The organism is Bacillus sp. UMB0893, from assembly GCF_002858905.1.
Classification (GTDB): domain Bacteria; phylum Bacillota; class Bacilli; order Bacillales; family Bacillaceae; genus Bacillus_P.
Window position 1 is genome coordinate 21,700 of record NZ_PKLB01000012.1, and the last position, 23,138, is coordinate 44,837.

Below are 23,138 nucleotides of genomic sequence, written 5' to 3' on the forward strand. Positions count from 1 at the left end.
TTATTCTAAAATGGACGGCACGCGAATGTATCCGTCTTTATGGTCAGGAGCGTTTTTCACGACATCCTCTACTGGCAATCCTTTTTCTGCTTTGTCTTCGCGCAGAATGTTTTTCATCTCTAATACGTGAGTTGTCGGCTCAACGCCTGTTGTATCAAGCTCATTCAATTGCTCGGCGAACGTGATGATCGCGTCCAATTGATTTGTGAACATTTCTGTTTCTTCTTCTGTTATCGCTAAACGTGCTAAATTCGCAACGTGCTTCACTTCTTCTTTTGAAATGCGTGACAAGTGCTCCACCTCCGTTAAATCTCTTGTAAACAATACTCTGATGATATCAAAAGTCAGTGCATTAAAGCAACAAAAGCTGCGATTATTGCGCCTTTCCGTATTCTTGATCAAGCACTTTTTTTACGATGTTCGGATGATCGGTCATAATGCCGTCAGCGCCGATTTCCACAAGTCTGCGGACGCTGTCTTCATCGTTGATGGTCCAGTATTGAACGGAGATATTGCGGTCGTGCAGGGATTTGATGATTCGCTCGGTTGTCAGATTGAGGCCGCTTGCCTGCATCGGGATTTGCATGGCTGTGTATTTGTTCATTGGGATCAGGCGGTCCAGGAATAGCTTGTGTGACAGCACAAAGTTACGTGTTGCTTTTGAAGGTGAGCTGACAGGGACTTGGCCATCTGTTGCTTTAATGAAGTAGTTCAGCGCTTCATCATGAAAAGAGGCGATAATGACCTTGTCTGTCATATTGTGTTTTTTGATCAGGTATGCCATTTTGTCGGCAAGGAGCGTTTCATCTGTTTTTAATTCGATTGTCATCGGATAGCCAGGGAATGCGGTGAAAATTTCATCCATTGTTGGAATGGTAACCCCTTTGTTCCGGTAAGGACGGCTTCCGTCAGGTCCAACGAACTGAAAGCCGGCGTCAAGCTGCTTTAGCTGGGCAAGCGTCATGTCTTTCACCTCACCGGTTCCATTCGTCGTGCGGTCAACGGTTGCATCATGAATGACAACGACTTCTTCATCTTTAGATAGGTGCACGTCCATTTCGAGCATGTCGACCCCGAGTTTTTCAGACAGTGAGAAGGCTGCGAGCGTGTTGCCGGGCGCCATGCCGTCACCGCCTTGATGCGCGATGATGAGAGGACGCTTGCCTTTTTTGAGGAATGCCTGCTTTTCTGCAGGTTGAACAGGGATGAATTGAAGGATGGTGATAAATAGGATCAGCGTGATGAGAAGCACAGAGGTGATTTTCAGCTTGGTTCTCTTTTTTCGGACGGGCTGTGGCACGATTTCCATGGTTTGGTCCCCTTTTTTGGTTGGTGGTAGTTTCTTTATATCATGGATGGGGAATTTGGTGTGTCGTCTTTTGCTAGAAAGAATCCATTCAGCCTTATCTTATTTGTAAAAATAGCTATGTGTTCTTCCTGTATCACAGTAACAGGCTCTACTACTTCTTTAAATACATCTTGTTTCTAGCAATCCATTCCACCTCAAATACTTGCCGGAATCCACCACTTACTTTCCAAAACAGTACCAATACTTTCTTTTTTCCATCTGTGCCCTAAAAAACAAAAACACCAGCAAAGATGTGGTGTTCCAGTTTTAAACAAACGTTTGATTAACCTCTATTTGCTGCTTTGGCGCAGCTTCAGCTTAATCCAAACGTAAAGGATGTTCTTGATCGATATTCTTCCCTTGCTGCGAGCTTGTGAGTCGGCAGGCCTGGAATTAAGAGAGCTTCAGGAATTCTCTGTGTTTCAATGCAGATCGCTGAATATAGTCCACCCGCCTGCCCGGATTTTAATGGATGCTTTGTATCCATCTTGTTCGCCATATAAATGACGGCTGCTGGATCTGTTGTTTGGACAACCATTTTCCGTCCGCTTTCCTTATCCTCAAGCGTGACTTGGTTCAGTTCGCTTTGCTCGAATAAAAAGAGGTGATCAAATCCGTTGCCGACTTTCACCATCTGCTCATGGTCGGATTCAGCTGCTTCCCTTAATAGTTTACCGGTTTTTAGCTCAAACGGGGTTTCTTTTGCAGGAATCCATTTCCCTGTCGGAAGGGAATCTTCATCGAACTCAGCAATAGCCTCGCTATTCATCGTTAGCTTATGATTTAGGATATTTCTGCTTCCTGCTGATAAGTTAAAATAGGCATGATTGGTCAGGTTCAGCCATGTATCCTGGTCAGAACGTGCTTCATAATCAATGGTAAACGTGTTATCACAATCAAGGCGGTATGTTACCTGGACCTCCAGATTGCCGGGATATCCGCCATCTCCGTCCCTGCTGAAATGTGTCAGAATGACTTCTGCAGAATCATCGTGCTCAACTGTTTGCACGTTCCAGAAAACTTGATGGAACCCATGGGGTCCGCCGTGCAGCTGATGTTCTCCTTCGTTTGCTTCAAGCTTATAGCGTCCGAGTTCAGCGTTTGGAATGCGGCCTGCCACACGCCCGATCAGCGCACCTAAATAATATGGATTTTCAAGATACTGCTCAGCTGTTTCATAGGCTAATACAATATTTTCAAAGTTTCCGTTCTGATCTGGCGTCATGATCGATGTGATCGTTCCGCCGAGGTTTAAAAAGCTGACAGAGTATCCTTGAGTGTTTTGAAGTGTGTACTTCTCAATGTTTTGCTGCGGATGCTTCAGGATCGTTTCGTGAAGGATTTTCATTTTCATCGTTCCTCTCTCTTTTTAAACTTTGGATAAAATGATTAAAATGTTTATTCCCTTCAATAGTTCTTTTAAAAACACCCGCATCCTCTAATACTCTGCTAAATTTTAAACCTGTTTCTTTTTTCAGGATCTCATTGACAGTATCTTTTTCAAAAGAATGATACTTTGAGATTAAATGCTGAACCCACTCCTGGTGGTGGGATCCAATTTCTACATCTTCGCCAAGGAGGAAGGCTTCAATTTCCTGAAGCTCTGTTTTCAATCGTTCAGGCAGCACGGCTAAGCCCATGACTTCAATTAAGCCGATATTCTCTTTTTTAATATGATGCAGATCTGCATGCGGATGAAAAATACCCATTGGGTGCTCTGCACTTGTTCGGTTATTCCGCAGGACAAGATCAAGCTCGAACCGTGAGTCCCGCATTCTGGCAATCGGAGTCACCGTTTGATGGGGATCGTCTCCTGTAAATGCTAGAATTTCTGCTTCTTCGTTTGAGTAGGTTTTCCATTTGTTTAGTACATGCTCTCCTGCAGAAACGAGTGCCGCTTTATCTGATGATCGCAGTCTCAGCACCGACATTGGCCATTTTACTTTTGAGAAGGCTACCTTAGGAAAGCGGGCAACCGTAAAATGTTCTTCATCCGGGGCTTCTGCCATCGCAAAAGTATACTTGCCCGCCTGATAGTGATCATGCGAAAGAATCGATCCGCCCACGATTGGAAGATCCGCATTTGACCCGATAAAATAGTGCGGAAACTGTTCTACAAATGCCAGCAGTCTTCGGAATGCATTTCCGTCAATTTTCATATCCCGATGCTGTCCGGATAAAACAATAGAGTGCTCATTGTAATAAATGTAAGGTGAATATTGAAAATACCAAGGTTCATTTTCGAGAGTCAGCTCGATGATCCGGTGATTCGCTCTTGCAGGATGTCCGATGCGGCCCATATAACCTTCATTTTCAATACAAAGCAGGCACTTCGGATATTTGGCAGCTGCTTTAACCGCCTGCTCCCGTGCAATGTCACGCGGATCCTTTTCAGGCTTTGAGAGATTGATGGTAATATCAATCTCTCCGTACTCTGTCGCCGTTTTATAATGAATGTTTTTAGAAATACGTTTTGTCTGGATGTAATTGCTGTTTTGGCTTAGCTTGTAAAAGTAGTCTGTCGCGATTTCTGGTGAGAGCTGATAATACTCTTCAAACGTTTTTTGAACGCCAGAAGGTTTTTCAAGAAAGACATTCATCAAATTCGCAGACAGCTTTTCTTTTTCATCAAAGGTACCTTCAATCACGCCTCGTTCAGATGCCTGTTCTACTAGACTCTCAAGGAGCTCCGGAATAGGCAGCAGGGATTCCTGCAGATCGGATTCTTCATACGCATCAATTCCAAGCAGACCAAGAATCTGATTACGTGCATAAATCCGGTCTCTGTCTGTGATGAATTTTTTCTGGATTGCTTGCTCTACTAATTGATTGACGCATGAAGAATTGTTCATCTGGAATCCTCTCCATATCCATTTGGTTTTGTTTGATGCCAGTTCCAGGCATCTTGCAGAATGGTTTTGATCGTTGTGCGGGATGGCTCCCAGCCTAGGATTGATCTTGCTTTTTCTGACGAAGCAACAAGTGTGCTTGGATCGCCCGCACGTCTTGGTGCAACCTTGGCCGGAATCGGATGTCCAGTCACTTCTCTTGCTTCCTTGATCATTTCATTTACAGAAAAGCCCTGGCTGCTGCCGAGGTTTAAAATGATGCTTTCTCCTTTTCTGCTTAAATAGTTTAAGGCAAGCAGATGGGCGTCGATCAAATCTTCCACGTGGACGTAATCACGGATGCACGTGCCATCAGGAGTTGCATAATTATCTCCAAAGACAGAGATGTGTTCTCTTTGACCTAATGCAACCTGAAGAATAATCGGAACTAAGTGAGTTTCCGGTGTATGGTCCTCGCCGATTTCAGCGGTCGATCTGGCACCGGCAACATTGAAGTAACGCAATGATACATAGCGGATGCCGTATGCTTCTTCGCACCAGCGCATCATTTTTTCCATCATGAGCTTTGATTCGCCATACGGATTGGTCGGGTTTGTCGGCTCGTTTTCTGTAATCGGAATGACCGCTGGTTCGCCGTATACGGCAGCTGTTGATGAAAAGACGATTTCTTTTACACCGTGCTGCTGCATGACTTCAAGCAGGACCTGCAGGCCGTATACATTGTTATGAAAATACTTGAGCGGCTGCTCAACCGATTCGCCTACTAAAGAATTGGCTGCGAAATGCAAAACCTGAGTGATTTCTTCTTTTTCAAAAACACCGCTTAGAAACTCTTTATCTCTTAAATCGCCTTCGTAAAAAGACGCTTTCGGATGAATCGCTTCCTTGTGGCCTGTCTGGAGATTATCAACAACGACAACATCCATACCCTGATTCGCTAATTGATAGACTGCATGGGAGCCGATATAGCCGGCTCCGCCTAGAACTAAAATGCTCATATATGAACCTCCAATTCGATTTCGCATGCTCCGTCTCCGATATCTGCAATATAGAAGGACGCCTCGTAGCCAACGGCTGCCAGATAGGTTTGGCCGACTTGATTGAGAAAATCGCCGACACTTCCGCGTTCAACAATCGCAATGGCGCACCCGCCAAAGCCTGCACCTGTCATGCGCGCACCGATGACACCGTTTTGCTCCCAAGCAGCCTCAACAAGAGCATCCAGCTCTGCGCCGGTTACCTCATAATCATCTCGCAAAGAGCGGTGGGAGTCATTCATTAATTCGCCGAAAGTATATAAATCATTCTTTTCAAGAGCTTCCAGTGCCTGAATCGTGCGTTCATTTTCACTGACAGCATGACGTGCGCGCTTTCGAACGGTTTCATTTGCAATGGAAGTTTCATATTTTTCGAAGGTTTCCAGCGATAGCTCGCCAAGGGATTGTGCCGGTACCTTTTCCTGCAAAATTTTCAGAGCGTCTTCACATTCCTGACGGCGTTCATTGTATTTTGAAGCAGCCAGAACTCTGCGTTTGTTTGTGTTCATAATCACGATGACGTGATGTTCGAGCTGAATCGGAGCGTATCGAAATTGCAGGGTTTGGCAATCAAGCAGCATGCCGCATGCTTTTTTCCCCATGCCGATAGCGAACTGATCCATAATCCCGCTGTTCACGCCGATGTATTGATTTTCAACAATCTGACCGAGTTTGACGAGCTCAATCCGGTCTATTTTTAAATCAAAAAGAGATTGAAGCATCACGCCTGTAACCATTTCAATCGATGCAGAAGACGATAAGCCTGCACCATTTGGAATGTTACCATAGAATAAGAGATCAAGGCCTTCTTCGATTAGATATCCGTTTTTCTTTAAATAGGATATCATTCCCTTTGGATAATTCGCCCAATCATGTACTGTGTGATAGCTCAGTTCATCAAGTGAGCACTCAATGATTCCCTTTTCGGAAAAATTCACTGAATACATGCGCAGCATCCGGTCCGTCCGCTTTGCAGCAAGCACATAAGTTCCGTACGTAATCGCGCAAGGAAACACATGCCCTCCGTTATAGTCTGTGTGCTCCCCAATCAGGTTAATGCGTCCTGGGGCAAAGAAGCTGCGAAAGCCTTCTTTGCCGAACTTCTCTCTGAATAAACCTTCCAGTTCCCCCGCATTCATAGTGAGTGTCCCCCTTTTACCTGTGCATAGATTTTGTTTTTGAGGAGGTAAAAATACTTGCTCATCCCCCGGTTTTCGTTAAGTAGAATACGTATGACTGAAAGTCTCCGCCTCGCTCTGCCTGATACTGGTTTACTCCATTATATTCAACCGGAAGCGCAAGCCCTCTTTGCATCAGTTCATCTCCGCCGAAGGCCTGATCTGAACCGTTTACCTGGTACGTGCTGACTGAATCAAGACCTGCCAGCTTCAATGTTTGGATTTTCTTTGGATTTGGAGTCGCCAATATTTTATACCAGCCGATAAGAGCTTCTGTTCGGTTCTTTGAAACAACCATCCAGGCAGCTTCATTTGATTCAAACGGGCTGATCAGTCGGTAAAAATCACCATGCCTGATCAGAGTCCGATGCAATTTATACGTTACAATCTGTGCCTTGACCTCCGCTTTTTCTTCATCTGTCATTTTATTCGGATCAAGCTCATACCCAAATGTTCCGAAGTAGGCTGCATCTCCCCGTGCCTTCAGTGACGTACTGCGCAGCGTTTGATGATTTGGAATATCGGAAACGTGCGAGCCGATACTGTAAATCGGATAGACGAAGGATGAGCCATACTGGATTTTCAATCGTTCAACAGCATCTGTATCATCACTTGCCCAAGCCTGAGGAGCATAATAAAGCATGCCAGCATCAAATCGTCCGCCTCCGCCTGCGCATGATTCAAACAGAACTTCCGGATATTTGGAGGTCAGTCTTTCGTACAGATCGTAAACCCCCAGAATGTATCTGTGGAAAAATTCTCCCTGTCGATCCTGGCCTAGCGACGCAGAATATGCTTCTGTTATGTTCCGGTTCATATCCCATTTGATATAGCTGAGCTTTGCCGAGCGGATAAAAGAAGAGATTCGTTCATAAAGATAATCGACGACTTCTTCTCTTGTATAATCCAACACCCATTGATTGCGACCATATGAAGGAGAACGCTCCGGGTCGTAAATAACCCAGTCTGGGTGCTTTTCATACAAGTCACTTTCTTCAGAAATCATCTCCGGTTCAAACCAGAGACCAAATTGCATTCCTTCATTTTGGATTGCCCTCGATAATGCCTCTATCCCGCCCGGCAATTTGTCAGGATCGGTAAACCAGTCACCAAGCGATGTCGTATCATCATTTCGCTTCCCAAACCAGCCATCGTCAAGAACAAATAATTCAACTCCTAATTCCTTAGCTTGCCTGGCTATCACTAGGATTTTTTCAGCGTTAAAGTCAAAGTATGTCGCTTCCCAGTTATTGATCACCACAGGTCGCTGTCTTTTTTGCCAAACAGGTGCAATAAGATGCTCTCTGTATAAGGTATGAAGTGATTGCGTCAAACCGTTTAATCCAAGATCTGAATACGTCATGACGACTTCAGGTGCATGAAATGCTTCGCCCGGATTCAGGCGCCAGTTGAACTGAAATGGGTGAATCCCTATTTGTATTCTTGCTGTATTATAATGATCAACCTCAGCTTGTGCTAAAAAATTGCCGCTGTAGACAAAGTGAAAACTGTATGCCTCGCCGTTGTTTTCAGTCGTATGCGGGCGCTTCAGAGCTAAAAATGGATTGTGCTGATGCGAGCTTGCTCCTCTAATGCTTGAAATGGACTGAATCCCCGTTTGAAGCTTGCGTTCTTTCACATGCCTCTCTCTTGACCACGCTCCGGCCAGATGGACCATCATAAAGTCATGATCACTTAGATCGAGAGATAGGCTCATCAATCTTTCAATGTCAATTGGATGCTCTCCATCGTTTTCAAGACTTGCGTGCCGTGTGATCGATGATGAATTTTCAAAAATCGTATAGTAGAGTTTAAGTTTTATATCTCTTAAATTATCAATGAGTGTAATAACAAGAGTTGAAGCTTCTCCTGCATTCGCAAAAGTAGATGGCAGACCAGGTATCCGTTCCTTGCCATCGAGGACCTCATACCCCGCATATTCAAATTTGCTGACAGAGCTTCCGCTTGGATGACGCAGGGAGATCGCAGGTTCTCTGAAATCCGTTGTTCCGTATACCGGATATTCCTGACAGACCGTCTCTAGTGAAAACGCAGGGTCGTCTTTTTCAACGTGACAGCTGGCAGCAGTCGGAATGTGATAAGCCCCAAAGTGGGAAAAGTCAGCTTGATTTTCAAGTCTTTTTCCGTAATACAGCTGCCCAAGCTCTCCATTTTTCATGACATGAAAGATATAGCTGACGGTTTTGTTCGTCAAATGGAATTGGTTAAGTTCTTCATTTATAAAAATAAGCATCGCAGCAAGCTCCTTTGGCCAAGATCTAGTACAACAGAAATCATGATAGAATGTGAATCTTTTCCTTCAAGCTCTATGACTTCCTTTTTTCAAAAGATAGATTGGCGGATATAGCCATTTCCTTAAAAACCTTTCAGATATAGCATTGGGAAGGAATTTGACAAGCAGCCGCCGGCTGATCTTCATGTCATAGCAGAAAATAAAGACTTTACTTAAAATCTGCAAATAATAATGGAATCGCTTACATATTGCCATCAAATAACCGTTTTAATGAAGATCAGGATGGACACACGAGTTAGGCAGGCAAGAAGAGAATTCTTCAATTTTTTTACTACTTATAAATCATAATTAATAGGTACGGACTACAATGGTGGTGAAAATGTTTACAAGTTAATAATAATTTACCAGATAAATAAATTCAATAAAATTTAACTAAAATTTATTGAATTTTTACTTATATTTTTACTTATGGAGTTCTAAATGAAAAAGTGCCGTAAAAAGTAGTGCCGGCACTTTTTTTCCACTTTTATTTGGTTGTTTCATTGTCAAAATTTAAAATACTTCAGACTTGAGTGTTCCTCAAAAATCAATATCGATTTTAGTCGATGGTTTCCTTGGAATGGTTATTTTCAAGACACCATTGCGGTAGTTCGCTTTTAAATTTCTTTTTAGGAATGATGGTGGAATAGGTATTGATTGTTTCCCGCTTCTAGTCTCTTTTTTATCAGATTTTACCGTTATGATAAGCTCTTCTCCCATGATTTCGAGATGAATATTCTCTTTCTCAACTCCGGGAAGCTCTGCTTTTACAATAAAACCGGTGTCCGTTTCATCCGTCCAGACAGGGAACCCTGAAGGCGCAAATGATTGTTTGAAATAGTCATCTATACTGCCGAGCAGTGTGTTCTTTGGCCTTGATGTAAAAAAATCATTGATCATTTTCATAGGGTCTTTTCTATTTGAATCCATTTTCACCCCTCCTTTACTTGTTCGTTTCCATCCCAATATCATATGTATCGTCCCGATAAATTGCCTATCCCAGAAAAGATGTTTGTATTTATTTAAACTGCACAAAATACGATTAATGAAAAAAATATATTGGTCAGAATATTATAAATAGTTTTACTTTAATTAATTTAAGAAAGCGCTTACGTTTACAAGCGTCATAGCTCTCTAGCGCTTAAATCCTTGTCGCATCTGTTTGAAATCCTTGAAACAAAGGGAATAGTTTGTTAGGTTAGTAAACCATAGGGCTGAACGGATTGCAGTTTTTGGTTCTTGTCACACTATCACTTATGTCAAAGGAGAGATTTGGTGGAAATTGGAACAATTATATCACTCGGAATTTATTTTGTCGGCATGCTTCTGATTGGATTCTATGCCTACAAGAAGTCTACAGACGATGTGTCTGGTTACATGCTTGGGGGACGAGGACTCGGACCGGCAGTAACGGCATTATCGGCAGGGGCTTCAGATATGAGCGGCTGGATGCTGATGGGTCTTCCAGGTGCCATGTATACAACAGGATTATCCAGTATGTGGATTGCAGTAGGACTATCCATTGGTGCCTACTTAAACTATATTCTTGTAGCTCCCCGTCTACGCACCTATACAGAGGTAGCAAATGATTCAATCACAATCCCGGATTATTTTGAAAATCGATTTAAAGATACATCACGTATTCTTCGATTTGTGTCTGCAATCGTCATTATCATCTTCTTTACACTCTACACTTCTGCCGGGTTAGTATCAGGCGGACTACTATTTGAATCAGCCTTTAAAACAGATTACTTGTTTGGCATGCTGTTAACTGCAGGAGTCGTGATGGCGTATACTCTTTTCGGCGGATTCCTGGCAGTCAGCTTAACGGATTTTGCACAGGGAGTTATCATGTTCCTGGCGCTGATCATTGTGCCGATTGTAGCATTTATGGAACTTGGCGGAGTTGGCCCGACTTTTGATGTTGTTCGTGAAATTGATCCAACGTATCTCGATATCTTCAAGGGGACATCCTTAATTGGACTTCTCTCATTCCTGGCATGGGGTTTAGGTTATTTTGGACAGCCTCACATCATTGTCCGTTTTATGGCTATTTCTTCTGTTAAAGAATTAAAGCCAGCACGGAGAATCGGGATGGGCTGGATGATCATCTCGATTATTGGAGCTTTGCTGACAGGTCTTGTCGGAATTGCATTTATCGATCAAACTGCAGCAACTCTTGCAGATCCAGAAACGATTTTCATTAAATTTTCTCAAGTATTATTCCATCCATTTATTACAGGATTCCTGCTTGCAGCTATTTTAGCGGCTATCATGAGCACGATTTCTTCTCAGCTGCTCGTTACATCAAGTGCGCTGACTGAGGATTTCTATAAAACGTTCTTTAGACGCCAGGCAAGCGATAAAGAACTCGTTCTTATTGGCCGCTTGTCTGTCTTGCTTGTTGCTGTAGTAGGTGTCTTACTATCATTAGAGCCTAGTGACACGATTCTTTCATTAGTAGGCTATGCTTGGGCAGGTTTCGGTTCTGCATTTGGACCAGCCGTCTTGCTAAGCTTATACTGGAAACGCATGACGAAATGGGGCGCATTAGCTGGAATGATCGTTGGTGCCGTCACTGTACTGATCTGGGTAAACGTCCCAGCCCTAAAAGACTTTATGTATGAAATGATTCCTGGTTTCTTCTTAAGTTTACTTGCAGTATACGTAGTCAGCTTACTTACAAGCAGACCTTCTGAAAAGGTTCAAACTACATTTACTGAAATGGAAGATGTGTTGGAGGAAGCGACGAAGTAAGATGATTAAAACGCTCTGGGACTCCCCAGAGCGTTTTTTTTGCTATGTTTTTCTCTCGTAATTAGTTTATTGGGACAGGAGAAGTTTAAGAAGATGTTTAATTTCCTTTATTGTTAAATTGTATCCAGCTCCTGAAAGTTTCACTTTCAAAAATGGAACTTTCATTTGCAAAAATGCTTGTTTTATTTGCTGAAATCAGTAGTACATTTTCAGAAATGGCCGTTTTATTTTCATTTTTCCATTTTTTATTATTTGTTCGGTATTCCAGGTTGATCTGGCTGTTTTTCTTTATATGTTTCAGACAGAAAAAAGAGCTTAAACAAACGTTTGTTTAAGCCCTTTTTCCCTATATATTATAACGTTTCTGAAGTTGTTTTCGCTTGAAGATGGAGCAATAAGTAATCTGGTCCGCCAGCTTTTGAATCTGTACCTGACATGTTGAATCCGCCGAATGGCTGGTATCCAACGATTGCTCCAGTACAGCCGCGGTTGAAATATAGGTTTCCAACATGGAAATCTTCGCGCGCTTGCTCAATGTGATCACGGTTATTTGTAAGAACGGCTCCTGTTAAACCGTATTCTGTGTTGTTTGCAATTTCAAGCGCATGATCGAAGTCTTTCGCTTTTGTAAAACCAACGACTGGACCGAAGATTTCTTCTTGCATTAAGCGTGCTTTCGGATCAAGGTCAGCAATGATTGTCGGCTGAATGAAGAAGCCTTTTGAGCTGTCTCCCTCTCCTCCTGCCATTAGCTTGCCTTCTTCTTTGCCAATTTCAACATAGCTCATGATTTTATCAAATGCAGCCTGGTCGATGACAGGACCCATGAAATAAGATTGGTCTGTAGTGTCGCCGACTGTTAATTCTTTAGTTAATTCAACTGCACGGTTTAAAACTTGATCGTACACATCTTCAACGATAACTGCACGAGAACAAGCCGAACATTTTTGTCCTGAGAATCCAAATGCAGATTTTACGATTGATTGTGCAGCTAATTCAAGGTCTGCATCTTTATCAACAACGATTGTATCTTTACCGCCCATTTCAGCGATAACACGTTTCAGCCAGATTTGGCCTTCGTTCACTTTAGAAGCGCGCTCATAGATGCGTGTTCCAACATCACGTGAACCTGTGAAGCTGATAAAACGAGTTCGCGGGTGGTCAACTAAATAGTCACCAACTTCAGCGCCGCTTCCAGGTACAAAGTTTAATACGCCTTTCGGAAGTCCAGCCTGTTCCAATACCTCAACGAACTTGGCCGCAACAATTGGAGTTGTTGATGCAGGCTTTAATAAAACTGTGTTTCCTGTTACGATTGCAGCAATCGTTGTACCCGCCATAATCGCGAACGGGAAGTTCCATGGAGAAATAATAATACCTACACCTAAAGGAATGTAGCTGTAACGGTTATATTCACCTGCACGGCTTTCAACCGGCATGCCATCTTTTAATTTCAGCATTTGACGGGCATAGTACTCTATAAAGTCAATCGCTTCTGCTGTATCAGCATCGGCTTCGTTCCACGGCTTTCCCGCTTCTTTTGTTAAAAGCGCAGAAAACTCATGCTTTTGGCGGCGAATAATCGCTGCTGCACGGAAAAGAATGTCCGCACGAACTTCAGGCTTTACCTTCCGCCAAGTTTTAAAAGTCTCATCTGCTGCTTGCATCGCCTTTTCAGCTAATTCTCTATTAGCTTTTGAAACGCGGCCAATCACTTCTTCTTTATTTGCAGGGTTAACAGAAACGATTTTATCTTCTGTTGAAATGCACTCTCCGCCAATGACTAAATTGTAGTCCTGCCCCAAGTAAGACTCGACAAGCTTCAAGCCTTCAAGATATGCTTTCTTATTCTCTTCTACTGAAAAATCAGTAAATGGTTCGTGTTTGTATGGTACCATCATTCCAATCCGCCTCCCTACAAGTATGAAACGTTTACACCCTCATTCTAACTTAAAACTATGAAATTTTTCAAACGAAGTAGAATTATCGAAATAGTAAATTAATTTGGAATAAGAGTTTTATCCATTATTTCAATCAAACTATGTTTTCAAACTGGTTCTTTTTTCAATCAATCTTCTAAAACAGATCAAAAGATTCAAAAACCACCCCGCAAAAACGAGGTGGCTCAGTTTCTATTGATAAATATGAACGGTCGGCTTTTCCTGTCCTGGTTTGCGGACAATCAGCGCCTCTTGGCCGCTTGTTGAGCTGACGTTTACTTCAACAGAAACGTAATCAGGGAAATAGTCGACAACTTTACCGGTTACAAATTGAGTAAAGGCAATGACTTCGGATTTTCCGTAAAACTGCATCGGTATATCAATCTTCAATTCTTGCATTTCTTCTCCTTTGTAAAAGGCTTTACCTATAACACCTGTGTAGTTAGGGAAAAACTCGTCAATGTCTTGTTTGAAACGATCAAAAAGATTGGCGTCCTCACGATAGGCTTCCGTTCCTTCTGGTGATGGGAAAAAGACATATTCCTCATCAATGCTGTCCCAGTTGCCGATTTGGTTGCTGCCGCCATTTACGACCGTGCTTGCAATAAAGCTTCCTGGAACAATGGATGACTTCGGTGCCTGTTTATAAAGAGCAATTACAATCGGAACATTTTCAAGACCTTTTTTGGCACGTACCCGATGGATGACTTCTGCCGCCATTTTTTTGCCTTCTTCTTCTAGCTTCTTCGGATCAATTACATATTCCCGCTGCGGTTCTCCAACAGCTTCACGGTAGTAATGAACCGAGTTTAATGCAAGGCCGATCACAACTCCGCCAAGCTCTACTGTGTTCTCGCCTTTGCGGACTAAGTAATTGTGCTCGAGCATATGTGCTAAATAGATCGGGCTGTTTTCGTTTTGCTGAATAAAGTCGCCTTCCGTACTCTTGACGGGGTTCAGGCCTGTGTTTTGAAAAGGTTCCTTCTTCGTTCCGTTTGAATTCTTTCCTTCAGATTCCTTGATTTTGTCTTCCAGCTCTTTGCCATCAAGCTTTCTGCTCAGCCATTTGCGAATTGTTTTTTCATCCAGATATTGCCCCTCTTGATAAAGATGATCGTCTGGTGAAAATTCATCCTGGGCCACTCTCATGAGTCCTGTTTCAAATTCGTCTATATCTAAACGGGTGTTTATATTTTCAGCGACTAGTCCTCTCGCTTTGCCTTCTTTGAAAGGCAAGATCATTTTGTAGTAGGAATCCGAAATGTTGTACTTCGGAATTATCGCTTTTTCGGTTGATTTATCTTCTGTTTCCCGCACGATTTCCTCTTGATCACCAAAGCTGGGTGCACAGGCTGAAAGGAATAAACAGCCCGTGAGCAGCATTACCATTACTTTTTTCAAGTCGGAATACACCTCTTATTTATTTGGCTGTTTTCGCATAGATTGTTGTTTTACGTATTCAAATTGTTCATGTTAGAAGTCCGTATCGTGCTCTTTTCCCGAGACAGGCAGATACGGGATTCATTTAGATACGATGAATACTGACTGGTTAAAGCAACAAAATTTACGAAAAGAGCCTATTTTTTAAATTCCTCAAGCAGTCTCTTCTCATCCCAAATCTCTATGTTTAATTCTTGAGCTTTCGAAAGCTTGCTTCCTGCATCTTCCCCTGCAACCACCAAATCCGTTTTTTTGCTTACGCTTCCTGCTACCTTGCCGCCAAGCGCTTCGATTTGGTCTTTGGCTTCATTTCGGGAAAGCTCTTCTAATTTACCTGTTAATACAACGGTTTTGCCTGCAAAAAATGAATCAGAATCTTCTGCTTGAACAAGCTTCGGTCCTAAGTAAGACATATTGACTCCGCATGCCTTTAACTCAGAAATCAGTTCATTCATCTCTGGCTGTTCAAAATAAGTCACAACGGCATCTGCCATTTTATCGCCGATTTCATTAACGGCAATAATCTCATCTCTGGAAGCACTTTGCAATCGTTCCATCGTCTCAAAATACTGGGCCAGCGTTTTCGCAGCCTTCGCACCAATAAAACGGATGCCCAGACCAAACAGTAATCTCTCAAGTGAGCGCTCTTTTGAGTTTTCAATTGCCTGAATCAAATTGTCCACTGACTTCGCGCCCATTCGCTCAAGCTCAAGGAGCTGTTCACGCGTCAGCTTGTACAAATCGGCAACATCTTTGATCAGGTTCTCCTTGAAAAGCTGTGCAATCACACGTTCACCAAGACCATCAATGTTCATGGCGTTTCTGGACACAAAATGAATGAGTCCTTCGCGAATTTGGGCCGGACACTTAGGATTGATGCATCTTAGTGCTACCTCACCTTCAATCCGTACAAGCTCACTTTCACATTCGGGACAATGGGTTGGCATTTTGAATTCTTCTTCTTCACCCGTACGATGCTCTAAAAGGACATTCACAACTTCAGGAATAATGTCTCCAGCCTTCTTGATGACAACATAATCTCCAAGACGAATATCTTTATCGCGGATTAAATCTTCATTATGAAGAGAAGCGCGTTTAACTGTCGTTCCTGCAACACGAACAGGCTCTAAAATGGCAGTAGGAGTTATAACACCAGTACGTCCGACTGTTAATTCAATATCGAGCAGCTTTGTCATCACTTCTTCTGCAGGAAATTTATAAGCAATGGCCCAGCGCGGGCTTTTAGCTGTAAAGCCAAGCTCCTCCTGCTGTGCAATTGAGTCTACCTTAATAACGATTCCGTCAATTTCATAAGGAAGATTTGCTCTTTTCTCCTGAAGCATTTCAATCAGAGTGATAACCTCGTCAATTGATTCGCATCTCCGTCGTTCTGTATTTGTTTTAAATCCCAGATCTTCAAGAAAATCAAGGCCTGCACTTTGAGTTGCTGCTCCTGTTTCCTCTCCAAGGTCTGCAATACTATAGACGAAAATATTCAGATTTCGTTTCGCTGCAATTTTAGGATCTAGCTGGCGAAGAGATCCTGCTGCGGCGTTGCGCGGGTTGGCAAATGGTTCTTCTTCAAGCTGAATTCTCGTTTCATTTAATTTTTCAAAAGATGATTTTGGCATGTAGGCTTCGCCGCGAACTTCGATTGAAAGGTTTTTCTTTAATTTAAGCGGAATGGACCGGATTGTTTTTAAATTCTCGGTAATGTCTTCGCCAGTTGTTCCGTCACCGCGGGTTGCACCTTGTACGAATGCTCCGTTTTCGTAGCGCAGGGAAACAGCAAGTCCATCAATTTTCAGTTCAACCATATAGTGAACATGATCGCCGACTGCCTGTCTTACGCGGCGGTCAAAATCTCTGATGTCCTGCTCATTGAAGGCATTGCCCAAGCTTAGCATCGGCTTTTTATGCTGTACCTTCTGAAATCCTTCAAGAATATTGCCGCCGACACGCTGAGTTGGAGAATCAGGTGTCTTCAGCTCAGGAAAAACCGTCTCAAGCTCGATTAATTCATGCAGGAGCTGATCGTATTCAGCATCAGCTACAGTAGGCTTATCAAGAACATGATATTCATAATTGTATTTATTTAATAATTCATGCAAAGTTTCTGCACGCTGTTTGGCCGCATTCATATCCATCCGAGTCCATTCCTTTCATCTAAACCGTCTACACTTTTTGTATTGGAGCAAATTTTGCAAGCAAGCGTTTAATTCCAACAGGGCTTGGGAACGCAATATCAAGCTCTTTGCCTTCTCCCTCGCCTTTTACGCTGACAACCGTGCCGATTCCCCACTTTTTATGCTCTGCTTTATTGCCGACAGACCAGGCAATTTCGTCTCCGCCTGTAGATGCTGCAATCGGTCTGTTGACCTGAGGGCGTCTTTCAGGACGGGCTTTTGCTGCAAATGGGGCTGCGCTTTTTTGCACTTCATTTAAATTCTCAAGTAAATTTGATGGAATCTCTGAGATAAAGCGAGATTCAGGGTTCATACTTGTACGGCCAAAAAGAGTTCTCATTTTAGCATTCGTAATGAACAGCTCTTTTTCGGCGCGGGTAATTCCGACATATGCAAGACGGCGCTCTTCTTCCATCTCTGCTTCTTCCATAAGTGAACGGCTGTGAGGGAAAACACCTTCCTCTACACCCATTAAAAAGACGACTGGAAACTCAAGGCCTTTTGCAGAGTGAAGCGTCATCAGGACAACGGCTTCTTTTGAAGCGTCATCATCTTCATCTAATTTATCAATATCCGCCACTAAAGCCAAATCCGTTAAAAAGGCAACTAAGCTTTTATCATCACTGTTTTTCTCAAAGTTTTGCGTAACAGATAAAAACTCATCGATATTTTCCAGACGGCTTTGTGCTTCAATTGTTTTTTCGGTTTTCAGCATTTCACGGTAGCCCGTCTTTTCAATCACTTCTTCTGCAAGTTCCGTTACAGACAGGTAATCCTGCATATTCGTCAAATTACGGACCAGTTCGCGGAAATCAACCATCGCACTGACTACACGTGCACTTACGCCGGCAAATTCGATTTGCTCAATCGCTCCGAACAGGGACAAATCATTATCCAGCGCGTATTGGGCAATCTTATCAACTGAAGTGGAACCTACTCCGCGCTTTGGCACGTTTATAACACGAGCCAGGCTAATATCATCATCCGGGTTGGCAATCAATCTTAAATAAGCGAGAATATCTTTAATTTCTTTTCGGTCGTAGAATTTAATCCCGCCGACAATGGTGTAATTGATATTTGATTTAAGCAAAATTTCCTCAATAACACGGGACTGGGCATTTGTCCGGTAAAGAATCGCAAAATCAGAGAGCTTCCTTCCTTGTGAAGAGACAAGCTGATTGATTTTCCCGGCTACGAATTGCCCTTCAGCAGATTCACTGTCAGCGCGGTAATAGTTAATCTTCTGGCCTTCATCATTTTGCGTCCAAAGATTTTTCGCTTTGCGGTTCATATTGTTTTTAATAACGCCGTTTGCCGCTTCAAGGATACGCTGTGTAGAACGGTAATTCTGTTCAAGCAAAATAACACTTGCAGTCGGATAATCTTTTTCAAAGGAAAGAATGTTGGCGATATCCGCTCCGCGCCAGCGATAAATCGATTGATCGGAATCACCGACAACACAAAGGTTTTGAAAACGTGATGCAAGCATTTTAACCAATAAGTACTGTGCCTTATTCGTATCCTGATACTCATCAACATGGATAAATTGAAATTTGCGCTGATAAAATTCAAGAACTTCAGGGACACGCTGAAACAGCTGAATCGTTGTCATGATCAAATCATCAAAATCAAGCGACTGATTTTTCAGCAGTTTTTTCTGATAATCCTTGTAAACATCACTTGCGACTTGCTCGTACATGCCGCCTGCTGTTTTTTCATACTCGTCAGGTGTAATCAGCTCATTTTTCGCTCCGCTGATGCTGCCGAGGATGCTGCGGGGATCAAACTTCTTCGGATCGATATTCCGTTCCTTAAGAATGGATTTAATGACAGAAAGCTGATCTGTCGTATCAAGAATCGAAAAATTACGGCTGATGCCAATCCGGTCAATATCTCTTCTTAAGATTCGCACACACATTGAGTGAAACGTCGAAATCCATATATCATCTGCACCAGGACCAAGCAATTTCCCAATCCTTTCTTTCATTTCACGCGCTGCTTTATTTGTAAACGTAATCGCCAGAATGTTCCATGGCGCAACGCCTTTTTCCACCATTAAGTAGGCAATTCTTCTTGTGAGCACACTTGTTTTTCCGCTGCCTGCTCCGGCCATTATTAAGAGCGGTCCATCTGTTGCCTTGACCGCTTCTTTCTGCATATCATTTAATCCATTTAATAATTGATCTGTTAAAAATTGCACGTTCCGGACACCACCTTTAATCAAACGTATGTTCTTATTTTATCTCATAACCGCATCTATATGCAATCAGGGTTTTACAGCTTTCACTGTTTTAAGAGCTGAATTAAAATCTTCATAAATGACATTGCCAACCACGATAACATCTGCATACTCTGCCATCTCTGCAGCCTGTTCAGGAGTTGAAATCCCTCCGCCGTAAAATAATTTAGTAGACGTTAAGACAGAGCTTGCAGCCTGTACAACATTCACGTCTCCGTACTTGCCGCTGTATTCTAAGTAGAAGATTGGCATATGAAACATGTTTTCAGCCATTCTTGCATAAGCCATGACATCATCTGCTGATAATTCCGTGTTTGCTTCGGTAAGAGCTGCTGCTTTGCAGTCGCGATTTAAAATACAATAGCCCTCCACAATCAATTCATCCCAGCTCATAATCTCACCGTATTCTTTAACTGCCTCGTGATGAAGGCCCATCACCCATTTTGTATTCGTGCTGTTCAAAACAGATGGTATAAAATAAAGATCAAAGCCAGGCATTATCGATTCAATTGCAGACACCTCAAGCACACACGGAACAAGATATCTCCTGATTCGGGACATTAAGTTTAACACATTATCCATCGTCACATTGTCGCTTCCGCCAACAATAATCGCATCCGTACCTGACTCACAGATCATTTCTAATTTCTCATCACTTATCTCTTTATCTGGATCGAGCTTAAACACATGTTTCCACTCGGTAACATCGTACATGGTCTTTCCTCCAATCAATCCAATTCCATTTAAACATTATATCAAATTAACGCTCTGCAAAAAACGCAGATGTGAAATGAAGGTTTTGACAATCTGTTCACGAATTCTCTAATAAAATGGATGAAAGGCAGGGAACAAAATGGACACATTAAAACAAGCCATCTCGCTGCGTGAGAATAAACAATATGATGAAGCAAAAAGGCTCCTAGAAAAATTAAATAAAAATCAGCCACACAATCCAGATATTCTCTATCAATGCGCATGGATTCACGATGTGATGGGCCTGGAGAAAAAAGCACTTGGCTATTACGAGGAAGCTCTTACATGCGGTTTAAAAGGCGCGGAACGCAAAGGAGCACTGCTTGGGTTAGGAAGCACATACCGTGTTCTTGGCTTATATGATAAGTCTGCAGCGACATTGGAAAAAAGGAATGAAAGAATTTCCTGATGAAAAGTCATTTGAAGTTTTTGCCGCAATGACTCTTTATAATACGGGCAAGTATTCCAAAGCGATGGAAATCTTGCTTAAGCTTGTTGCTGCGACCAGTTGTGATGAAGGGATTCTAGGGTATAAACGGGCAATAGAGTATTATGCAGATAAACTGGATATGGTTTGGGAGGAGTAGGAATTCAACAATAAAAATACCACCAAAGATTTTGGTTTTTATATACAAATTAAAAAGAGGCGCTTTCACCTCTTTTTTGGAATGCATGAATAAATACACTACAGTATGTATCCCAGGGAATATATAAAAATTCTTTCAATCACTAAGGAACGATTACAATGACACCATAAGGAACCTCTTACGGCATAATCAAATATCTCAGCTCAACTATTTTATGAACCTGCCAAACATACCATAAAATGCACACTTTATTCTTCTAGTAACTTTACGCACTTGAGTGTAACTGAACAAGGTGCAAGCGGTAAATTAAGATAATAAGTTTACTCCTTAGGTATATTAAAAACTGCTTTTTCTGTTAACGATTTTTGTTGATATGTATACTTTTTTCGCGACTTTCCTTCCAGCAATCCGTTCAAGAAGGGTATCAACGGCGGTTTCACCCATTAGTTCCGTGTATACTCTAACGGTACTCAAAGAAGGATAGAGGTATTTTGATACGCTAATATCATTTACACCAATAATATTTACTCGTTCTGGTACCGGTATATTTGACTCGAGGAGCGCTGTAAGGCAGCCGATCGCAAGAGAGTCATTCCCCGCAAAAAATGCCGTTGGAAGATTGTCACCCAGATCTTTAATTGCTTTCGACATCAATTTTTGCCCATCCTCGACTGTAAAGGATCCTATAAACATGTTTTTTTCGTTAAATAAACCTAATTCGTTCATATATTCCTTAAATGCTTTTTCCCTAAGATCCTCTATTTCTGCAGTCTTATCCTTAAAGGCCTCACGTCCGCCAATATATCCAATGTCTTTATGACCTTTTGAGATAAAGTAATTCAGGACTTTTTTAGTGGCTTTTTCAAAATCAGTCATGATGGAATCAAATTTATCTTCGTCAGGACATGAGTCAACAAAAACCACATTTTTCGTTATGACAGAAAGCTCTTTTATCTGCTGGCTGCTGAATTTCCCAATTGCAATGATTCCCTGAATATCTTCATTTTTCAGTTCATCAATGTTATTTTGAAAATACTTCACTACTTGAAGATCTCTTTGTTGACAACGATTTTCAATCCCCAGTCGAATGGACATATAATACAAATCATTCAATTCCTCTTTTTCCGTATACCAATGAATAATTGCGATTTGAGCTGAAGCGGTCTTCCGCGGTGATTTCTTTTTGTATGAAAGTGCCTCTGCCGCTTCAAATATTTTCTTTTTTGTATCATCACCTACAGATAATGTTGGGTCATAATTCAAAACTCTGGATACCGTTGCAATAGAGACACCTGCTTTATCTGCAATATCCTTGATAGTTGCCATACACTCCTACTCCTCTTCTAATCGACACTGAAAATGTATTTTGTATTAGTATGATACTCTTTACCTCTGTTAAGGACAATAGATGGGAAATTAGAATGGTTAATTGCATCTGGAAAGCCTTGTGTTTCAAGACACAAACCCAAATATTTTCGAGCGTTAACTCCTCTAATTGCAAAATCGTCTGACAGCTGGTTGCCGGTATACAGAACCACGCTTGGCTGATCGGTTTCTATCCTCATTTTTCGGCCGCTGCTCTCACAGTACAATTCAATAGACTTCTCTTCCTCTTGAGATAAGATAAAGGGATGATCATAACCGGCCCCAGCCAGAACTACTTGAGGGTGGCTTGAGGTAATTCCTTCTTTCAGCATTCTGCTGTTTTGAAAATCAAATACCGTCCCCTCCGCATCCAATACACGTCCTGTAGGAAGCAATTGTTCATCTAATTCCAGGAAACTCCTGCTATTTAGCTTTAGAGTATGATGCAGAATATCATCTTTCAAATTCCCGCTTAAGTTAAAGTAACTATGATTGGTCATATTTATAATTGTCTTTTTATCTGTAAATCCTTGATAAGAGATTACTAGTTCATTTTTATTTGTTAATTCATACTTTACAGTCAGCAACAATTCACCCGGGTATCCTTCTTCCCCGTCTGAACTAGTGCAGGTAAACTCTATACTCAATGAATCTTCAGCTTGGTATGTACTTACATTCCAAATACGATCACTAAAACCCTTGCTGCCGCCATGTAAATGATTGTTGTTTTCATTTTTGGTAAGCTGATAAACCTGATTATCTAACATAAATTCGGAATTTTTGATTCTGCCAGCTACTCTGCCTATGACTGCACCAAAGTATGGAGACCACTTCAGATAGTCCTCCATCTGATCAAAGCCGAGCACGACATTTTCCATCATTCCATTTCGGTCAGGCGTTAAAATGTCTGTGATTACACAACCGTAATTTATACATGTTAAACTCATTCCGTTGTAATTCTTTAACGTATAGGCATAAATCACTTTGTTTTGAATTTTCCCGAATTCTTTTCTAGTGATTTCCATCTAAGACTCTCACCCTCTTGTTATTAATCGTATTCTTTTCTGTAAAATGAGTCAATTTTAACTAAATAAACTGGCAATCAATTAATCCTTTTCTTTAATAATAAAAACCGTCCGCAAAATGAGTTCGAACGGTTCATTTTT

At 41.9% G+C, this 23,138-nt stretch carries 18 protein-coding genes; 3 read left to right on the forward strand and 15 right to left on the reverse strand.

Annotation, left to right across the window (positions count from 1 at the left end):
• The 8 genes from gatC to CYJ36_RS21540 form a co-directional block, all read right to left on the reverse strand.
• A complete protein-coding gene (gatC, locus tag CYJ36_RS21505) occupies positions 1-291 on the reverse strand; it encodes an Asp-tRNA(Asn)/Glu-tRNA(Gln) amidotransferase subunit GatC (protein WP_070879500.1) in 291 nt (96 codons plus the stop codon).
• An 82-nt stretch (positions 292-373) separates the two neighbouring features.
• Positions 374-1,300, reverse strand: coding sequence for a glycerophosphodiester phosphodiesterase (locus CYJ36_RS21510; protein ID WP_180850529.1), 927 nt, complete (start codon positions 1,298-1,300; stop codon positions 374-376).
• 361 nt (positions 1,301-1,661) lie between these two features.
• Positions 1,662-2,702 carry an aldose epimerase family protein gene (locus CYJ36_RS21515; protein ID WP_101569301.1) on the reverse strand — a complete coding sequence of 347 codons (1,041 nt, stop codon included), beginning with the start codon at positions 2,700-2,702 and terminating at the stop codon, positions 1,662-1,664.
• Positions 2,647-4,200, reverse strand: coding sequence for a UDP-glucose--hexose-1-phosphate uridylyltransferase (galT, locus tag CYJ36_RS21520; protein ID WP_101569302.1), 1,554 nt, complete (start codon positions 4,198-4,200; stop codon positions 2,647-2,649). Before galT ends, CYJ36_RS21515 begins: the two co-directional genes overlap by 56 nt.
• Positions 4,197-5,195 (reverse strand): UDP-glucose 4-epimerase GalE, encoded by a 999-nt coding sequence (gene galE, locus CYJ36_RS21525; protein ID WP_101569303.1) that lies wholly within the window; start codon positions 5,193-5,195, stop codon positions 4,197-4,199. Before galE ends, galT begins: the two co-directional genes overlap by 4 nt.
• Positions 5,192-6,373, reverse strand: coding sequence for a galactokinase (locus tag CYJ36_RS21530; RefSeq protein ID WP_101569304.1), 1,182 nt, complete (start codon positions 6,371-6,373; stop codon positions 5,192-5,194). Before CYJ36_RS21530 ends, galE begins: the two co-directional genes overlap by 4 nt.
• Before the next feature lie 61 nt (positions 6,374-6,434).
• Positions 6,435-8,666 (reverse strand): alpha-galactosidase, encoded by a 2,232-nt coding sequence (locus CYJ36_RS21535; protein WP_101569305.1) that lies wholly within the window; start codon positions 8,664-8,666, stop codon positions 6,435-6,437.
• 579 nt (positions 8,667-9,245) lie between these two features.
• The gene (locus CYJ36_RS21540) at positions 9,246-9,635 is read right to left on the reverse strand and encodes an Hsp20/alpha crystallin family protein (RefSeq protein ID WP_180850531.1); all 390 of its coding nucleotides are present in this window, start codon (positions 9,633-9,635) and stop codon (positions 9,246-9,248) included.
• A gap of 345 nt (positions 9,636-9,980) precedes the next feature.
• Here CYJ36_RS21540 and putP point away from each other — a divergent pair, with 345 nt between their 5' ends.
• Positions 9,981-11,462, forward strand: a complete 1,482-nt coding sequence (gene putP, locus CYJ36_RS21545) for a sodium/proline symporter PutP (protein WP_101569307.1) — start codon at positions 9,981-9,983, stop codon at positions 11,460-11,462.
• A gap of 353 nt (positions 11,463-11,815) precedes the next feature.
• Here the strand turns inward: putP and pruA are convergent, their stop codons facing one another.
• The 5 genes from pruA to CYJ36_RS21575 all read right to left on the reverse strand — a co-directional run bounded on the left by pruA (position 11,816) and on the right by CYJ36_RS21575 (position 19,981).
• On the reverse strand, positions 11,816-13,363 hold the full coding sequence (pruA, locus tag CYJ36_RS21555; protein ID WP_101569309.1) for an L-glutamate gamma-semialdehyde dehydrogenase: 1,548 nt from the start codon (positions 13,361-13,363) through the stop codon (positions 11,816-11,818).
• A gap of 231 nt (positions 13,364-13,594) precedes the next feature.
• Complete coding sequence (locus tag CYJ36_RS21560) at positions 13,595-14,803, reverse strand: CamS family sex pheromone protein (protein WP_374702848.1); 1,209 nt, start codon at positions 14,801-14,803, stop codon at positions 13,595-13,597.
• A 176-nt stretch (positions 14,804-14,979) separates the two neighbouring features.
• Positions 14,980-16,989, reverse strand: coding sequence for an NAD-dependent DNA ligase LigA (ligA, locus tag CYJ36_RS21565; RefSeq protein WP_101569310.1), 2,010 nt, complete (start codon positions 16,987-16,989; stop codon positions 14,980-14,982).
• Positions 16,990-17,017: 28 nt separating this feature from the next.
• On the reverse strand, positions 17,018-19,186 hold the full coding sequence (gene pcrA / locus CYJ36_RS21570; protein ID WP_374702851.1) for a DNA helicase PcrA: 2,169 nt from the start codon (positions 19,184-19,186) through the stop codon (positions 17,018-17,020).
• A 108-nt stretch (positions 19,187-19,294) separates the two neighbouring features.
• On the reverse strand, positions 19,295-19,981 hold the full coding sequence (locus CYJ36_RS21575; RefSeq protein ID WP_101569312.1) for a heptaprenylglyceryl phosphate synthase: 687 nt from the start codon (positions 19,979-19,981) through the stop codon (positions 19,295-19,297).
• Positions 19,982-20,120: 139 nt separating this feature from the next.
• Here CYJ36_RS21575 and CYJ36_RS24705 point away from each other — a divergent pair, with 139 nt between their 5' ends.
• Both CYJ36_RS24705 and CYJ36_RS24710 read left to right on the forward strand, forming a co-directional pair.
• Positions 20,121-20,429, forward strand: a complete 309-nt coding sequence (locus tag CYJ36_RS24705; RefSeq protein ID WP_308315397.1) for a tetratricopeptide repeat protein — start codon at positions 20,121-20,123, stop codon at positions 20,427-20,429.
• On the forward strand, positions 20,413-20,607 hold the full coding sequence (locus CYJ36_RS24710) for a hypothetical protein (RefSeq protein WP_308315398.1): 195 nt from the start codon (positions 20,413-20,415) through the stop codon (positions 20,605-20,607). Before CYJ36_RS24705 ends, CYJ36_RS24710 begins: the two co-directional genes overlap by 17 nt.
• A gap of 336 nt (positions 20,608-20,943) precedes the next feature.
• On the opposite strand, the gene CYJ36_RS21585 is transcribed toward CYJ36_RS24710, so the two are convergent.
• Complete coding sequence (locus CYJ36_RS21585) at positions 20,944-21,933, reverse strand: LacI family DNA-binding transcriptional regulator (RefSeq protein ID WP_101569313.1); 990 nt, start codon at positions 21,931-21,933, stop codon at positions 20,944-20,946.
• 17 nt (positions 21,934-21,950) lie between these two features.
• Positions 21,951-22,997 carry an aldose epimerase family protein gene (locus CYJ36_RS21590; RefSeq protein WP_101569314.1) on the reverse strand — a complete coding sequence of 349 codons (1,047 nt, stop codon included), beginning with the start codon at positions 22,995-22,997 and terminating at the stop codon, positions 21,951-21,953.
• Positions 22,998-23,138 lie beyond the last annotated feature (141 nt).

Bases quoted from the DNA above. Each gene is read 5' to 3' on its own strand.
- CYJ36_RS21515 (WP_101569301.1), bottom strand. From the start codon at position 2,702: ATGAAAATGAAAATCCTTCACGAAACGATCCTGAAGCATCCGCAGCAA.
- galT (WP_101569302.1), bottom strand. From the start codon at position 4,200: ATGAACAATTCTTCATGCGTCAATCAATTAGTAGAGCAAGCAATCCAG.
- galE (WP_101569303.1), bottom strand. From the start codon at position 5,195: ATGAGCATTTTAGTTCTAGGCGGAGCCGGCTATATCGGCTCCCATGCA.
- CYJ36_RS21530 (WP_101569304.1), bottom strand. From the start codon at position 6,373: ATGAATGCGGGGGAACTGGAAGGTTTATTCAGAGAGAAGTTCGGCAAA.
- CYJ36_RS21535 (WP_101569305.1), bottom strand. From the start codon at position 8,666: ATGCTTATTTTTATAAATGAAGAACTTAACCAATTCCATTTGACGAAC.
- CYJ36_RS21540 (WP_180850531.1), bottom strand. From the start codon at position 9,635: ATGGATTCAAATAGAAAAGACCCTATGAAAATGATCAATGATTTTTTT.
- pruA (WP_101569309.1), bottom strand. From the start codon at position 13,363: ATGATGGTACCATACAAACACGAACCATTTACTGATTTTTCAGTAGAA.
- ligA (WP_101569310.1), bottom strand. From the start codon at position 16,989: ATGGATATGAATGCGGCCAAACAGCGTGCAGAAACTTTGCATGAATTA.
- pcrA (WP_374702851.1), bottom strand. From the start codon at position 19,186: ATGCAGAAAGAAGCGGTCAAGGCAACAGATGGACCGCTCTTAATAATG.
- CYJ36_RS21575 (WP_101569312.1), bottom strand. From the start codon at position 19,981: ATGTACGATGTTACCGAGTGGAAACATGTGTTTAAGCTCGATCCAGAT.
- CYJ36_RS24705 (WP_308315397.1), top strand. From the start codon at position 20,121: ATGGACACATTAAAACAAGCCATCTCGCTGCGTGAGAATAAACAATAT.
- CYJ36_RS24710 (WP_308315398.1), top strand. From the start codon at position 20,413: ATGAAAGAATTTCCTGATGAAAAGTCATTTGAAGTTTTTGCCGCAATG.
- CYJ36_RS21585 (WP_101569313.1), bottom strand. From the start codon at position 21,933: ATGGCAACTATCAAGGATATTGCAGATAAAGCAGGTGTCTCTATTGCA.
- CYJ36_RS21590 (WP_101569314.1), bottom strand. From the start codon at position 22,997: ATGGAAATCACTAGAAAAGAATTCGGGAAAATTCAAAACAAAGTGATT.